This window comes from Martinezella multihospitum (assembly GCF_900094585.1).
GTDB lineage: Bacteria > Pseudomonadota > Alphaproteobacteria > Rhizobiales > Rhizobiaceae > Rhizobium > Rhizobium multihospitium.
In genome coordinates this window covers 370592-386496 of the sequence record NZ_FMAG01000006.1, presented here as the reverse complement: position 1 = coordinate 386496, position 15905 = coordinate 370592, and the positions used below count along the sequence as shown (strand labels likewise).

At 59.4% G+C, this 15905-nt stretch carries 10 protein-coding genes; 5 read left to right on the top strand and 5 right to left on the bottom strand.

The window, feature by feature from the left end; translation table 11 throughout:
* Nucleotides 1–106 precede the first annotated feature (106 nt).
* The 4 genes from GA0061103_RS24720 to GA0061103_RS24705 are packed head-to-tail and all read left to right on the top strand — an operon-like array spanning nt 107 to nt 4296.
* Nucleotides 107–1555 carry a hypothetical protein gene (locus GA0061103_RS24720; RefSeq protein ID WP_092715808.1) on the top strand — a complete coding sequence of 483 codons (1449 nt, stop codon included), beginning with the start codon at nt 107–109 and terminating at the stop codon, nt 1553–1555.
* The gene (locus GA0061103_RS24715) at nt 1533–2351 is read left to right on the top strand and encodes a hypothetical protein (protein ID WP_092715806.1); all 819 of its coding nucleotides are present in this window, start codon (nt 1533–1535) and stop codon (nt 2349–2351) included. Before GA0061103_RS24720 ends, GA0061103_RS24715 begins: the two co-directional genes overlap by 23 nt.
* On the top strand, nt 2351–3289 hold the full coding sequence (locus tag GA0061103_RS24710) for a hypothetical protein (protein ID WP_092715804.1): 939 nt from the start codon (nt 2351–2353) through the stop codon (nt 3287–3289). The genes GA0061103_RS24715 and GA0061103_RS24710 overlap by 1 nt, the downstream gene beginning before the upstream one ends.
* Nucleotides 3283–4296, top strand: a complete 1014-nt coding sequence (locus GA0061103_RS24705) for an OmpA family protein (protein ID WP_092715802.1) — start codon at nt 3283–3285, stop codon at nt 4294–4296. The genes GA0061103_RS24710 and GA0061103_RS24705 overlap by 7 nt, the downstream gene beginning before the upstream one ends.
* Nucleotides 4297–4314: 18 nt before the next feature.
* On the opposite strand, the gene GA0061103_RS24700 is transcribed toward GA0061103_RS24705, so the two are convergent.
* A complete protein-coding gene (locus GA0061103_RS24700) occupies nt 4315–5937 on the bottom strand; it encodes an ABC-F family ATP-binding cassette domain-containing protein (RefSeq protein ID WP_092715800.1) in 1623 nt (540 codons plus the stop codon).
* A gap of 309 nt (nt 5938–6246) precedes the next feature.
* Between GA0061103_RS24700 and GA0061103_RS24695 the strand changes: the two genes are divergently transcribed.
* Complete coding sequence (locus GA0061103_RS24695) at nt 6247–7365, top strand: alpha/beta fold hydrolase (protein ID WP_245304858.1); 1119 nt, start codon at nt 6247–6249, stop codon at nt 7363–7365.
* A 94-nt stretch (nt 7366–7459) separates the two neighbouring features.
* Here the strand turns inward: GA0061103_RS24695 and GA0061103_RS24690 are convergent, their stop codons facing one another.
* The 4 genes from GA0061103_RS24690 to GA0061103_RS24670 all read right to left on the bottom strand — a co-directional run bounded on the left by GA0061103_RS24690 (nt 7460) and on the right by GA0061103_RS24670 (nt 15137).
* Nucleotides 7460–8458, bottom strand: a complete 999-nt coding sequence (locus tag GA0061103_RS24690; RefSeq protein WP_245304857.1) for an acyltransferase family protein — start codon at nt 8456–8458, stop codon at nt 7460–7462.
* Between the two features lie 259 nt (nt 8459–8717).
* Nucleotides 8718–9452 (bottom strand): phosphotransferase enzyme family protein, encoded by a 735-nt coding sequence (locus GA0061103_RS24685; protein WP_092715796.1) that lies wholly within the window; start codon nt 9450–9452, stop codon nt 8718–8720.
* Nucleotides 9453–9712: 260 nt separating this feature from the next.
* The gene (locus tag GA0061103_RS24680; protein ID WP_092715794.1) at nt 9713–10672 is read right to left on the bottom strand and encodes a DUF1963 domain-containing protein; all 960 of its coding nucleotides are present in this window, start codon (nt 10670–10672) and stop codon (nt 9713–9715) included.
* Between the two features lie 658 nt (nt 10673–11330).
* Nucleotides 11331–15137 (bottom strand): vitamin B12-dependent ribonucleotide reductase, encoded by a 3807-nt coding sequence (locus GA0061103_RS24670; RefSeq protein ID WP_092715792.1) that lies wholly within the window; start codon nt 15135–15137, stop codon nt 11331–11333.
* Between the last annotated feature and the right edge of the window lie 768 nt (nt 15138–15905).

Sequence of the window (15905 nt, the reverse complement as noted above, 5' to 3'; positions counted from 1 at the left end):
AATCGCATCCTAACCTCTGCCATATCGCTCTGGACCGTGGACAACCAGTGCAGTATCGATTTCTCAATTGTCCTTTCTAAGTTGATGAATTCGCCGGGGAAGATCGTTGCGTTTCGAAGCCCTCAACCGTCTCTGGGACAGCGTTCGGGAGACCAGCCATGATTTCCGCGCCTCGACGGATGTATTTCCCGTCGTCGATATCGAAAAGCTGGGCGCGACCCTCGACCTGAAGGAGAAGGGCGCTGCCGCCGGCCGGCAGAACCGGCCGCCACCGGATGCGCAATCGCATGACGAGACGGAGCAGCGCATCGTCGCTTGGGTCGAGGCGGAAAAGAAAAGCTCCTACCAGATCCTCGAAGACCAGTTTCAGACCTTCGACAGCCGCCTGCGCAACCTCGATTTCGAGGGTCAGTTCGGGCTGATCCGCCAGGCGAATGCGTCAAGCGTCTCGGATTTCAAGGCGGAGGTGGCGAGCGGTGTCGATGAACTGCATGGCCTGCGCCGCAATCTGAAAACCGCCGAGGATGAAATGGTGGGCTTCAAGGCCAGGCATAAGCTGCAGCGCGCCGCGAAGGTTTCCAGCCGGGCGGCATGGGGCTTCAAAGTCTCGCTGATCGTCTTCCTCGTCCTCATCGAAATGGTGATGAACGGCAGCTTTCTGGCCAAAGGAAGCGAGCAGGGTCTCGTCGGTGGTGTAACCGAGGCGGCCGCCTTCGCCTTCTTGAATATCGGCATGGCGCTGATTTTTTCCTTCTTCTGCGTCCGTTTTCTGGTGCATCGCTCCTTTGTGCTGAAACTGCTCGGCCTGCTTGGGCTTGTCGCCTATGTCGCTGTGGCGTTAGGCATCAATATCGCGCTGGCACATTATCGTGAGGTCTCGGCGACGATCCTGAGCGGGGCCGGTGCCGAAGTGATCCAGCGGCTCAAAACCGCGCCGCTGGGGCTGCAGGAGCTGAATTCCTGGATGCTGTTCGCCATCGGCCTGATGTTCTCGCTCGTCGCCTTCATCGACGGCTGCTATCTGACCGATCCCTATCCCGGCTTTGCCGGCGTGCAGAAGCGGCTCGATGCGGCCAGAGACAATTATATCGACCGCAAGCTCGATCTGATCGAGGATCTCCGCGAGATCCGCGACGATCACAACGGCAAGATTGAGGAGATCATCCGCGATCTCTCGCTACGCCGACAGGAGACTGCTGCCATCATTGCGCATCGTGCCAGGACCGCGGGCCTCTTTGCCGAACACCAGAACCATCTCGAGCGCGCCGCCAATGTGCTGCTCACCTCTTATCGGGATGCGAACCGGGCCGCGCGCACCGAGCCGGAACCATCCTACTTCAAGGCTGCCTACAAGATGGAGCGCCTGACGCCGGTCATCCGCACCGAAGAGGAATGGGACGACAAGGTGCTGGGCTCGCGCATCCAGGGCGCCCAGGCGGAGTTGTCGGAGCAGATCAAGCGGATCGGCGACGAATTCGAGCGCGCCATCGAGAAGTACCACCAGCTCGACAATCTTTTCCCGGAGAGCATCCTTGGCGCGACGCAAGCGGCGTAGCCGGCGCGGCGGATCCGCCGGTCTCATCATCGCAACGGTCTGTCTCGCCGTCCTGTCCCTCGGGATCGTCGGCGCCTATGGCTGGCTGCGCTACAAGGCAAGCGGCAATGTCGCCGTCGACCAGGCATCGCTCTGCCCGGTGGATGGGCCGAAGGCGGAAACGGCGATCCTCCTCGACGTCACCGATCCGATCGCCGATGCGACGGCGCTCGATCTGCGCAACCAGTTCCAGAAGATCGTGGCCGACGTGCCGATCGGCGGCGCGATCGATATCTATGCGCTCACCGAGAAGGAAGGGGAGCTGATCCAGACCTTCCATGGCTGCAATCCTGGAAGCGGCGCGAATGTTGATGAGTGGACCAGCAATCCGCGGCTGGCGCAGGCACGTTGGGAAAAGGGCTTCCAAAAGCCGCTCGCCGATATCGCCGGCAAGCTGACGGCGGGCGAAACCGGCCGGCTGTCGCCGATCATGGCCGCCATCCAGAAGATCAATCTGGAAGTCTTTGCCAATGCGCCAGGCGGCATCCCGAAGCGCCTCTATATCGCTTCCGACATGATCGAACATACCGCCGCCTTCTCCAACTACCGGGATGGCGTCTCCTATCAGAAATACCAGCAAAGCGCGGCAAACGACCGCTTTCGCACGTCACTGGATGGTGTCACGGTCAAGATCCTTGCCTTTCAAAGGCCGAACATGAAGTTCAGCATAGAGGATCTCGCGAACTTCTGGGCGCAGTGGATCAAGAACAACAAGGGTGACTTTGGCGGCTTCGTGCGGCTGGAGGGGATACGCTGATGGCCAACACCGACGCCAGATATCTCATCCGGGATTATGGGCCGATGGTGCTTTTCGCCTCCATCACTGTCGGAGGCATGATCTTCATCTGGTCGTCGAAGCTCATGGGCTGGTCGCTACCCGTCGTGACCGGTGTGCCGCTGGTGCTGATGGGGATCTACTTCATCGTGTCGCTGGCCGTTGCCGGGTTCCGGCTGCACAATGAGCAGGCGGGCGACAACCTCTATTACATGGGTTTTCTCTTCACGCTTTCGAGCCTCGGCGTATCGCTCTATCTTTTCGCCGGCGAAACATCGATCGAGACCATCGTCCGCAATTTCGGTATCGCCGTCACCTCGACCATTGCCGGCGTGACGCTGCGTATCCTCTTCAACCAGATGCGGCGCGACCCGATCGACATCGAACGCAGTGTCCGCCACGAGCTTGCCGAGATGACGCGGCGCGTGCGCACAGAGCTTGATTCCTCCTCGCGCGAATTCTCGCATTATCGGCGCGTCAGCAATCAGATGCTGTCGGAAGGATTTGAGGAGATCGCTCACCAGGCCGAACGCAATGGCCAGGAGATCAACAAGATCCTGGAACTGCTGGCGAAGCAGGCTGTCGCCCCGATCAACGATGCGGCCGCACAGCTGACGGCGACGACCTCGCAGCTGTCTGAGATCATCGGCACGTTCGGCACCGCAGTCGAGAATGTCGGCAAGAAGCTGGAGGAGATTCGCGCGCCGGAGGATGTCGTGCGTGCCGAGCTGGCGCCGGCGATTGCCGCCATCAAGGAGATGTCGGAAGCGCAATTGCAGCCCCTGCGCAACATCGAAGTGGCGCTCGGTCGTATGGCGGAGGCGATGGGGCAGGCACCGCTGCCAAAGCCGAAAGCCGATGATGACATCGCCGCTGAGCCCGAGGTCGTGCCGCGAAAACGCTGGTGGCATCTATGGTAGCTGGAGGCTCGGACATTCAGCCGAAACTGGAGCACAAGGGCTATAATCGCGGCCTCATCCTTGGCCTGACGATGGCCGAATCCATGCTGCTTCTGGTTTTCTGCCTGCTGCTCGTGGCCGCTGCCATGATTTCGGCGGAGAGAAACAAGCGCGACGAGGTCGAGCGGAAGCTCGAGAAGGCTGAGCAGCAAGTCGCGGTGCTGGAGAAGAAGCGAGCGGAGCAGGCGGCCGAGATCGTGCTTCTCCAGTCCAAGGTCGTCTCGGGCGATCTTTCCGCTGCCGACAAGGCCGTGGTGGACAAGCAATGGCGAGAGCTGGTGCTGGCGAAAGAGACACTCGACAGCATGGCGGATCAGGGCGCGACAACGGCCGATCTGCAATCGCTTTCCAAGGTTGCCGCCGTTCTGAAGGAACATGGTGTTTCGCTTAAGGCGGCACCCGATGAGGTCAACAAGCTCTTGGCCGGCAATGCGGGCGGGAAGGGCGCGCACGACTGGCCGCCCATCATCAATCTCGACGATGCCAAGAAGAACTATTTCCAATCGGGAAGCGCCGAGCTCACAGGCACCTTCGCCCAGCTTCTCAGCACGACGATCACGGATGAAATCGCCAGCAATCTGAGCCTTTATGGTGCCAATATCGTCGAGGTGATCGGCCACACGGACGAGCAGCCGGTGGCGCGCGAAAAATCCAACCTCGACGATGCGATCATCAATGCGATGGACGGCAAGCTGCCTGTTTCGGCCCTGCTGCCGGCCGACAATGCCGGGCTTGGCCTTGCCCGCGCCATTGCGGTTGCCAATGTGCTCAAGGCCAATCCGAAGCTGAAGGATGCCACGATCCTGCCGATGTCCGCCGCGCAGCTGATCCTGCCCGGCGATACCGTCACCTCGGGCCAACGCGGCGCCGTCGAAGCGCGCCGCCGCATCGAAATTCGCGTGCGGGGCAGGACAGCGCCTGTTGCAGTCATCAATGCCGGCGCCGCACCCTCAACGAACACGCAATAGTGCTCGTTCTGCCTGCTATCAGCTTCTGAGGCCGGGTGCCTCGTAACCGGTGCGTTCCACGTATTCGGTGTAGCCGCCGGTATATTGGTGGATGCCTTCCGGCGTCAGCTCCAGCACGCGGTTGGAGAGCGCCGACAGGAAATGCCGGTCGTGCGAGACGAAGAGCATCGTGCCCTCATATTGCGACAGCGCCTGGATGAGCATTTCCTTGGTGTCGAGGTCGAGATGGTTGGTCGGCTCGTCCAGCACCAGCAGGTTCGGCGGATCGAAGAGCATGATCGCCATGACGAGCCGCGCCTTCTCGCCGCCCGACAGCACGCGGCACTTCTTTTCGACATCGTCGCCGGAGAAGCCGAAGCAGCCGGCAAGCGCTCGCAGGGAGCCTTGGCCTGCCTGCGGAAAATCATGTTCGAGCTGCTGGAATACGGTGCGCTCTCCGTCAAGCAGATCCATGGCGTGCTGGGCGAAATAGCCCATCTTGACGCTGGCGCCGAGCGCGACGCTGCCTTCATCGGGCTGCGTCGAGCCCGCGACCAGCTTCAGAAGCGTGGATTTGCCGGCACCATTGATGCCCATGATGCACCAGCGCTCGCGGCGGCGTACCATGAAATCCAGTCCTTCGTAGATGCTGCGGCTGCCATACTTCTTGTGAACGTTCTTCAGCACGGCCACGTCTTCGCCCGAGCGTGGCGCCGGCTGGAATTCGAAGGCAACGGTCTGGCGGCGTTTCGGCGGCTCGACGCGATCGATCTTCTCCAGCTTCTTCACGCGGCTTTGCACCTGCGAAGCGTGCGAGGCGCGCGCCTTGAAGCGCTCGATGAACTTGATTTCCTTGGCAAGCATCGCCTGCTGGCGCTCGAACTGCGCCTGCTGCTGCTTCTCGTTCTGGGCGCGCTGCTGCTCGTAGAATTCATAGTCGCCCGAATAGCTGGTCAGGCTGCCGGCATCGATTTCGATAATCTTGGTGACGATGCGGTTCATGAACTCGCGGTCGTGCGAGGTCATCAAGAGAGCGCCCTCGTAGCCCTTGAGGAAGGATTCGAGCCAGATCAGGCTCTCGATATCCAGATGGTTGCTCGGCTCGTCGAGCAGCATGACGTCGGGTCGCATCAAGAGGATGCGGGCAAGCGCCACGCGCATCTTCCATCCGCCCGAAAGTGCGCCGACATCGCCGTCCATCATCTCCTGGCTGAAGCTCAGACCCGCCAGCACTTCGCGGGCGCGGCCTTCGAGCGCATAGCCGTCGAGTTCCTCATAGCGCGCCTGCACCTCGCCATAACGCTCGATGATCTCATCCATCCTGTCGGCCTGGTCCGGATCGCTCATGGCGGCTTCCAGCTCGCGCAATTCAGCCGCGACCGCGCTCACAGGGCCGGCGCCCTCCATGACTTCGGAGACGGCGCTGCGGCCCTCCATCTCGCCGACATCCTGATTGAAGTAGCCGATGGTGACGCCCTTATCGACGGAAACCTGCCCTTCGTCGGGCAGCTCCTGCCCGGTAATCATCCGGAAAAGCGTCGTCTTGCCGGCGCCGTTCGGCCCCACGAGACCGACGCTCTCGCCCCTGTTGAGCGCCGCGGATGCCTCGATGAAGAGGATGCGATGGCTGTTCTGCTTGCTGATATTCTCGATACGAATCATGATTACGCGAAGTCCGAAGAAAGTTTTTCGGGGGCCTTATGCCACGGGTTATCGTCTCTGTCGCAGCTTTTCGAGCGGAGAATTGAGATCGATAGCGAACTGACGTTCAGAGGCGACAGCTTCCGGGGTGCCCACTTGCCATGCGCAGGAGAAACTTTCGTCGAGACGACGGATTCTTGCCCACGCGCTCGTTCAAGCAGCATGACTTCCAGCAGGACCGGCAGTTAATCGGATCTCCGGCTGTCTTCCGATTGGAAGTCACTATATTCATTGTCATCCATCTCAGCCGAGTTTTTACCGATGAAGATTATGAGAAGCATTCAGAGCCGGGTTTTCACCCAACTGACGATTGCAGCATTGATCGCCATCGGCATGTCAGGCGAAGCCCAGTCGACCAATGCTGCTTCCCAACACGCGCGGCTCGAAGAACCCGTCAAGGAGGTGGCAGATCAGCGCCTGCTCCTCGATACGCCCGAGGGGAAGGGGGAGCTGCCCGTCTACGCGGATCACGCGATCGAAGCGGCGTCGCCCGACGTGACCAAGGTGTTGATCATAGTCCATGGCACGCTCCGAAATGCCGATGCCTATTATGCGACCGGGCAGGAACTGCTCGCAAAGGCAGGCGATCTCGCCGACGGTACGATGGTGGTCGCGCCGCAATTCCTGATAAGGCCGGATGTGAGCGCCTTCTCGCTGTCCGCGCAGACACTGGCCTGGACGCAGAATGGCTGGAAAGGCGGAGAAGCCGCCCGCCAGCCGGCGCCGATCAGTTCCTTCGCCGCGCTCGATGCCCTGCTGCAGCATTTTGCCGATCGTCGCCTGTATCCTTCGCTGAAGACCGTTGTCGTAATGGGGCACTCGGCAGGGGCGCAATTGGTCCAGCGCTATGCCGTTGTCGGACGGGAGGTGGAAAATCTGACGAGCGCCGGCATCGACGTTCGTTATCTTGTCGCCAATCCGTCGAGCTATCTTTATTTCGACAACGAGCGGCCGGCCTTGCCGGATCAGCAGGCGGGGCTGGCTTCCTGCCCAAAGGCGACGCAATGGCGATATGGGCTCGCCGGCGCACCACCATACGTATCCTCGCAGGACCCGAAGCTTATCGAAACGAGATATGCCGCGCGCAACGTGGTCTATCTGCTAGGCCAGGCGGACACGAATCCCTATACCCATTTCATCGACCGCTCCTGCGGGGCGATGGAGCAAGGGCCGTATCGGCTTGCGCGCGGGCTCACCTATTTCGACTATATGAAGAAGCGGCATCCTTCCGATTTCAATCAGAAGGTCGTCGAGGTACCTGGCGTGGGGCATGATGATGAAGGGATGTTCACCTCGGATTGCGGCATTGCCGTTCTGTTCGATCGACCGGTGCCGCAATCCTGCCCGGTTATCGATGGGACTGCAAAAGTATCCGGAGCTGTGCCGTAAGTTTTCTCGAGCTGTGGATCCTCATCGCGATCACATGCAATCCCGGTACCGATGCTTGGGGCCTATCGTGATCCGGCCATGCACTTTCCATGCGTCAGCTGCGATAGGCCGGCCGGGAGTGCGACGATCGCATTTTTCGCTGTATCGGACGCTCGATGCCCAGGTAGCAAACGATAGCAAAGGCCAGCGAACCCAATGCGATAGGCACAGGCTGCATATGGTGCGGCATCTCGACGCGCAAAAGCAGCGCCGTGACCAGGATGCCGGTCAGGACGTGCCAAACATAGATGGAATAGGAGGCATTCCCCAGGAAATGCAGGAACGCCAGCTGCGGCACGCCTCGTTCCCGCTCGGCGAAAACAGCGCCTGACAACAGCAACACTGCCGGTATGCCCCAGCGCACAGCCCGCTCCAGATGGATCAGCGGATCACTCGCCACCAGCAGCACGACCCCGACGATCATCAAGCCGATGGCGGCGGGAAAAGGCAGCCGAAAGCCCCGTTTCCATAGGCACCCGATGACGATGCCGGCGGCGAATTCCAGAATGACCGGCTGTGTGAAAACACTGAGATAGCCGGAAGGCAGCAGGTAATGCGCAATCACGATGGTCACCAGGGCCATCATGAGGAACCATAGCCGCCTGAACTCAGGCAGAAGCAGTGAAATCGAAAAGATGAGATAGAAGAACATCTCGTAGGAGAGCGTCCATCCCTGCTCGACGACAGGGTGCAGGGCTTCGTCCTTCATGAAGGGCACGAAGAACAGCGAGCCGATCAAATTCTCGATGCTCGAATTCGTGTCGAAGAAGAATTGCGGTTTCAGCACGGCGATGATGAAGGTCGCCGCAGTCGCAATCCAGTAGAGCGGCACGATCCTGATGAGCCGGCGCCACATGAATTCCTGGGGGCCGAGCGATCTTCCATCGGTCGTGACCCACATGATGAAGCCGCTGATGACGAAGAATATATCGACCCCAGCTGCTCCGCTCTTGAACTCCAGGCCATATGTTTCGCAGACATGGAAGCAAAGAACGGAAATTGCGGCGATGGCCCGCAGATATTGAATGCTCGCGATATCGCTGCTGATTTTCAAAGCGGTGCCTCACACGATTGAACTGCTATCTCCGATGCCCCAAGGGCCAGATTCAGCGATAAAATGCGTCGAAAGGCCGGGCACCGTGCATGACGGGTTTGAGGCTCGGCAGACCGAATATTGCTGCATATTGCTGCAGCAACAATTTCAATGAAAATGGATCATTTCCCGCCGGTTTCGTGGCCGAAATCGGGCAATTGGGATGCTTTGGCGTGAACGGCGATAAAACCGAGGGCTTCCGTCATGCCGCCGAAACGGCTCAGACCGCTCGAACTTCGGCAAGCCGCTTGGCCGAATATTCGTCCTGCCAACAGACAGCAGCTTCCCATGCCGCTGACGCCTGCGCGGCGATATCGTAGGCACCATCGTCAAGGTCGGCGGCGTTGTCGGGCAGCACGAGGTCGAGGTCTGGAACGTCGACATGTGACTCATCCCAGTCGATCAACGCGACGAGATCTGCGGTCATGCGGACGTTGCCGGGGTTGTTGGGGTTGCCATGGACAACGCATGTCTGACGCCCGACGAGCCGCGCCCACGCTGCTCGGCATCGAATAACGCCCTCGCGCGGCATCGCGGCAAGATTGACCCTCGTTCCGGTCTCGACATGCAGGAGATCGGTCGACGATTTCCAGCCGGGACGCTGCGGCCAGCCCTGCGTCAGCCGATGCAGTTCGCGAAGCGTGTCGGCAACGCGACGCCAATCGGATTCCGTCTCGGGCGGTCTGCCTTCCATATATTCCATCACCACCAGACCATCCACGAACAGCCGGCCATCCGTCGTCGGGATTGGCACCGGAACGGTCATACCTTCGCGGTCGAGGTGCCGGAGTAGCTCGGTTTCCCATGAGAGATCAGCGTCGGGCCTGGAGCCGAGGCGACCGACCGCAATCTGTCCGCGGATGCGAATGCTCCACACGTCGTTGGCTACTCCACCGGTGAGTGGTTCGACGCGAACTACATCTTCACCCCATTGCCGGAGTGCTTCCCATCCCATTGGTGATACCCTCAGCGCATCATCAGTGCTGAACTTGCTTGGCCGCAGGCGCGGACAAGCCAATTAACTCGAGTTCAGCAAGCTCGGCAAGTTGACGTTGTCACATATGCTCTAGGGACATCCAGGAGTTTGCAGCGCCCCTCAAGGCTACGATTCCTCGCTATCGAGTCGAACGTTTCCTGACAAGGTGCCTACTCGAAGGTATGCAGGCATGCGCGCGAGGCAATCGGCCATGATGATTGTTCCGAGAGGCGACAGGGCTATGTATATTGATAGAGGGCCTTTGCTTTGTCGAAACGACCGGCGAGCATGTCCTCCCGATGCATCATTAGATGCATTACTCCGTCGCCACTGAGATCGGAATGCATTAGGCGCGTACCAGCGAAATATTCGCCGCCCCATGAAAACAAAAGACGAATTTCGTCGTTTCCCGGCAAGAAAGAACGTGAGCGATCATCCCTGAACTTCGGCTCTGGATCGTGCTGAATGGGTACGGGCCATCCTCCCAGACGATCGCCGAATGGGTTGACGTTCTCGCCGTCGGTAGCCTCTATAACCGGACAATAATCCGTGCTCGGCTTCTCGAGGAAGTCATACATCCGGGAATAAGATGAGCCTGACGATTGGCGCCAGTGAAACGGCACTGTCAGGATCGAATAGGGTTCGAGCACTTCTGCCATCTGCTGATCGGAAAATGGTAGAGTAGGATCCTTCGCATCAGACAGGAGAACCAATTCCTCGGGAGGTGTATGTCTCTCCAGTCGTCCCAGATTTTCTTCAATTCGAAAAACGCAATACGCCTCATGCTCGTCGTAGGCGGTTATATCTTCGAAAATATACAGTATTCCGCTGTCAGGAAGGTCCAGATCGAAGCCGGCTTCCAGCGAGAGCGTATTCAAGTTCAGTTGCGCGAAGAACGCCAGCGAGAACTCCTTTCGGCGCGCCTCTTCTCGCATCTCGTCATAGATGTCACGGGAGGCCGTGGGCTCGTTGCCGGTTTCGTGGGCGAGAGCGGTTCGCGTCGGCCAACGAAATCCTGTCGGCAGATCCGGAAGGCCTCCCATCTTGCTGATACCTACCGGGAGATCTTTATCTTTTCTCTGTCGACGAACGAAATCGATGGCAGGTTTCACCGTAGCCAGGACACGATCTTCAAATTGCGACAGATTTTCATCTGCCAATGCGCGCCTAATATCTTCCTTGGTCAGAAACGCGGCCATCAAGTCCTCTTCGTTCGCACAGCTTTTTGATGGGGATTTAGGTCGGTTTTTTTAGCTTTAAAGCGCCAGGTAGCCTGTTTACCACCCGCGTAAGGAAGGGGGTAAGCGCTGCTTTCCTAGCACCTTGACCAAGAATGTTGGCCCGTTTCGGACGCTGCGGTTGTGATAGAGGTGGCAAGAATGCGCCAGAAGCGGTCACCAGCTTGTTAGGTTAAACAACCTGTCCGGATACATGGGGCGAGCCCACTCATGCCATGTGATGGGAATGTTATGATCTCATCTGCGTCAACATGGCTGATGTTGTATGCTGCAGTTTTGAGGTAATGCTCCCCCACGATAGAGTGTCAAGTAATAGCCTGGAAATATCCGAAATGTGGGATTGGTTCCCTATAGTCTTCTTTCCGCTCAAGCTTCTCGTGTTAGGCACGGGCATGTTCTTCGCCATCAAGTGGCATCGCGATCAAGAGAAGAAGAAATAACGAAACCAGCGGACCGGAGAAGCGCGCGCTTCCCCACATGGGGGCGATGGGCGGCTTTTTCGCGGTTCTCTGAGTCTCGAAGGCCGCAGCGGATGTTGCGGCCTTCGTTTTACTGCGTCATTCTAGTGGCTGCGCGTCAAATTCATTGACTGCCAGCACCCGGGCGATCAGTCGAACGCTCAGCTGCAGCCGCTCGTTGCGCCGCAGGTGTCGCACTTCTCGCAGGTGCCGTTGCGGACCATCGTGAAGTTCTGGCACTCGGTGCACATGTTGCCGGTATAGCCCTGCATGATGGAGCGGGCGCGGCGCTCGGATTCCAGCTTCTTGGCGTCCGTTTTCGCGGCTGCTGCGTCGCTCGCGGCCTTGTCGCTGAAGAGGCCGGTGGTCTCCGCGGTTTCGCTTGCCAATTCCTCGGCGATCTCTTCGGCCAGTTCCTTGGCACGCTCTTCATAATCGCGCTTGAAGGCGACGACTTCGGAAGTGGAGACGGCGCCTGCCGGCTCCAGCTTGCGCACCGTGTTGCCGGCAAAGGCTGTCACGGTCGAAAGCGAGGCAGCGCGGGCAGGGGCGGCGGTTGCCGAACCCTTCACTTCGGCTGCCGGACGCTCGCCCGATGTCGGCACCAGTGTCGGCTTGTAGCCGCGGGTCAGGCCCTTGGAGACGACATCGGCCTTGCCTTCGGAAACACCGCGGCCGAGCGCCGTGTTGTTGAAGTCGGACGTGTCGACATGGGCGAGATCGTGGCGGCCGAGATAGGAGATCGCCAGTTCGCGGAACACGTAGTCGAGGATCGACGTGGCATTCTTGATGGCGTCATTGCCAGTCACAATGCCGGCCGGCTCGAACTTGGTGAAGGTGAAGGCGTCGACATATTCCTCGAGCGGCACGCCATATTGCAGGCCGAGCGAGACGGAGATCGCGAAGTTGTTGATGAAGGCGCGCAGGGCCGAGCCTTCCTTGTTCATATCAAGGAAGATTTCGCCGAGGCGGCCGTCGTCATATTCGCCGGTGCGCAGGAAGATGGTGTGACCGCCGATCTTGGCCTTCTGGGTGTAGCCCTTGCGGCGGCCCGGCAGCTTTTCCTGCGTGCGGATGACCTTTTCGATCACGCGCTCGACGATCTTTTCCGTGATGGTGACAGCCTGTGCGGCCGCCGGAGCCTGCAGGAACTCCTCCAGCGCATCCTCGTCGCTGTCGTCCTCGATCAGCGAGGCGTTCAGCGGCTGGCTGAGCTTGGAGCCATCGCGATAGAGAGCGTTCGCCTTAAGGCCAAGCTTCCAGGAGAGCATGTAGGCGGTCTTGCAATCCTCGACGGTCGCCTCGTTCGGCATGTTGATCGTCTTGGAAATTGCACCCGAGATGAAGGGCTGGGCGGCAGCCATCATGCGGATGTGGCTTTCGACCGAGAGGTAGCGCTTGCCGATCTTGCCGCAAGGATTGGCGCAATCGAAGACGGCGAGATGTTCGTTCTTGAGGAATGGAGCGCCTTCCAGCGTCATCGCACCGCAGACGTGGATGTTGGCGGCTTCGATGTCCTTCTTCGAGAAGCCGAGGTGATCGAGCAAGTTGAAGCTCATGTCGGCCATCTGCTCGTCGGACACCTTCAGTGTGCCCTTCAGGAAGTCGGCGCCGAGCGTCCACTGGTTGAAGACGAACTTGATGTCGAAGGCGCTCTTGAGCGCGGCGTTGACGGCATCGACCTTCTCGGCGGTGAAGCCCTTGGCCTTCAGCGTCGACGGGTTGATGGCCGGAGCCTGGTTCAGGTTGCCATGGCCGACGGCGTAAGCCTCGATCTCGGCGATCTGGCTTTCCGAATAGCCGAGCGTGCGCAGCGCTTCCGGAACGGCGCGGTTGATGATCTTGAAGTAGCCGCCGCCGGCGAGTTTCTTGAACTTCACCAGGGCGAAGTCCGGCTCGATGCCGGTGGTGTCGCAATCCATGACGAGACCGATCGTGCCGGTCGGCGCGATAACGGTTGCCTGGGCATTGCGGTAGCCGTGCTTCTCGCCGAGTTCTAGCGCCTTGTCCCAGGCAGCCTTGGCATGGGCAACGAGATCCTGGTCCGGATTGTCGGAGTGGATCAGCGCCACCGGATTAACCGACAGGTTTTCATAGCCCGAGGCCTCGCCGTAAGCGGCGCGGCGATGGTTGCGGATGACGCGCAGCATGTTTTCGCGGTTCGGCTTGAACATCGGGAAGGTCCCGAGTTCGGAGGCCATCTCGGCCGACGTCGCATAGGCGATGCCGGTCATGATTGCGGTCAGCGAGCCGGCGATGGCGCGGGCTTCGTCGCTGTCATAGGGAATACCCGACGACATCAGCAGGCCGCCGATATTGGCGTATCCGAGGCCGAGCGTGCGGTATTCGTAGGAAAGCTCGGCGATGCGGCGCGAGGGGAACTGCGCCATCATGACAGAGATTTCGAGAACGACGGTCCAGAGGCGGACGGCATGCTCGTAGTCGGCAATGTTGATGCGCTTCGTCGCCGCGTCCTTGAAGGTCATCAGGTTCAGCGAAGCGAGGTTGCAGGCCGTGTCGTCGAGGAACATGTATTCCGAGCACGGATTGGATGCACGGATCGGGCCGGCAGCCGGGCTAGTGTGCCAATCGTTCATCGTCGTGTTGAAGTGCAGGCCCGGATCGGCCGATGCCCAGGCGGCGTAGGAGATGGACTCCCAGAGATCGCGAGCCTTCAGCGTCTTGACGACCTTGCCGTCCTTGCGGGCGGTCAGATTCCAGTCGCCATCATTCTCGACGGCGCGCAGGAAGTCGTCCTTGATCGAGACCGAGTTGTTGGAGTTCTGGCCGGATACGGTGAGATAGGCTTCCGAATCCCAGTCGGTGTCGTAGGTCTTGAATTCGAGATCCGTGTAGCCCTGGCGGGCGAACTGAATGACGCGCTGGACATAGTTTTCCGGAACCTGGTCCTTCTTGGCAGCGCGTATCTCGCGCTTCAGCGCAGGGTTCTTGGCCGGGTCGAAGCAATCGTCATTGTCGCCTTCGCAATTGACGGTCGCCTTCATGATCGCCTTCAGGTGCTTGGCGACGATCTTGGAGCCGGTCACGAGAGCAGCAACCTTCTGCTCTTCCTTGACCTTCCAGTTGATGTAGTCCTCGATATCCGGATGGTCGATGTCGACGACGACCATCTTGGCGGCGCGGCGGGTCGTGCCGCCCGACTTGATGGCGCCGGCAGCGCGGTCGCCGATCTTCAGGAAGCTCATGAGGCCGGAGGAACGGCCGCCACCGGAAAGCTTTTCACCCTCGGCGCGCAGCATCGAGAAGTTCGAGCCGGTGCCGGAGCCGTACTTGAAGAGACGGGCTTCACGAACCCAGAGGTCCATGATGCCGCCTTCGTTGACGAGATCGTCTTCGACCGACTGAATGAAGCAGGCATGCGGCTGCGGATGCTCATAGGCCGACTTGGACTTGGTGAGCTTGCCGGTGAACGGGTCGACATAATAGTGGCCCTGGCCGGGGCCGTCGATGCCGTAGGCCCAGTGCATGCCGGTGTTGAACCACTGCGGCGAATTCGGAGCGACGCGCTGGGTGGCAAGCATATAGGCAAGCTCGTCGCGGAAGGCGGAGGCGTCTTCCTCGGACGAGAAATAGCCGCCTTTCCAGCCCCAGTAGGTCCAGGTGCCGGCGAGGCGATCGAAGACCTGGCGCGCATCGGTTTCGGAACCGTTCTGCTGGTCCTTCGGCAGGTCCTTCATGGCCGCATCGTCGGGCACGGAGCGCCACAGGAAGGAAGGAACGTCGTTTTCCTCGACACGTCTGAGCTTGGCAGGCACGCCGGCCTTGCGGAAATACTTCTGCGCCAGAATGTCGGCGGCGACCTGCGAGAACTGCGCGGGTACGTCGATGTTTTCGAGGCGGAACACGATCGAACCGTCAGGATTCTTGATCTCGCTCGTCGCCTTGCGGAATTCGATGTCCGCATAGGGTGACTGGCCGGCCTTCGTAAAACGGCGTTCGATGCGCATGGTCCCAATCCTTCATTCGTTGGTGCGCGCCCGCATGAAAACAGGGCGCAAAAATTCTCATTCCGGCATCGCGAATTCAACGCGCAGCCAGCTTCCGATCCGCTCTTTCACAGGAGGTGTCACCCGGAGATGTCTTTCCTGTATATTGTGGTGATGGTGGCCGCAAACACTAAATATAGTATTAACAGCTTATTGCCGCCAGTCCCCGCATGTGTTTTTTCGGCTGCCTCGAGATCGACACAAAAACCCTCACGGCGGTCACCTGCATAGGTGAATCGCCTTGAATCCAAATCCGATTTCGAATTGAGAACCAGCCCTCGTAACCCCGCCTGGTCCAGTCGCCGCCGCAACGTCGTCCATTAACTTTGAAAGACCCGATTCCGTCAAGGGGTGGTTTGTAATGGATTGCTAACCACAATATCTTGTGGGCTTGCCTGTGGAAACTGGGGAAATGCCAGTAGGCTAAGAGATTCAAGAGGTTGGGGAGGGATGCTCGCCCTTCGTGCGACCGTTGGCGCAACAAGTATCATCACCGCCGGTGTCGAAAGCGACAAAATTGTGACCGTGACCTCGATGCCATTGGCAGCGCAGTAAATTCATGCTGTGGCGCATCATGATTCGCGCGGAAAGCCTTGAATCTCACGCTTTCTCGTCTTTGTGACGCCCACTAAATCTAGTGGGCGCCGCAGCGCCCACCTCTATTACCGTTATCCGAATCATATTTCACCACCGCGCGCGGATCATGACTGATTCGCGCTGACGGCAGCT

Coding starts and splice junctions, on each gene's coding strand:
- GA0061103_RS24685 (WP_092715796.1), bottom strand. CDS start 9,452: ATGGGATGGGAAGCACTCCGGCAATGGGGTGAAGATGTAGTTCGCGTC.
- GA0061103_RS24695 (WP_245304858.1), top strand. CDS start 6,247: ATGAGAAGCATTCAGAGCCGGGTTTTCACCCAACTGACGATTGCAGCA.
- GA0061103_RS24680 (WP_092715794.1), bottom strand. CDS start 10,672: ATGGCCGCGTTTCTGACCAAGGAAGATATTAGGCGCGCATTGGCAGAT.
- GA0061103_RS24705 (WP_092715802.1), top strand. CDS start 3,283: ATGGTAGCTGGAGGCTCGGACATTCAGCCGAAACTGGAGCACAAGGGC.
- GA0061103_RS24700 (WP_092715800.1), bottom strand. CDS start 5,937: ATGATTCGTATCGAGAATATCAGCAAGCAGAACAGCCATCGCATCCTC.
- GA0061103_RS24710 (WP_092715804.1), top strand. CDS start 2,351: ATGGCCAACACCGACGCCAGATATCTCATCCGGGATTATGGGCCGATG.
- GA0061103_RS24670 (WP_092715792.1), bottom strand. CDS start 15,137: ATGCGCATCGAACGCCGTTTTACGAAGGCCGGCCAGTCACCCTATGCG.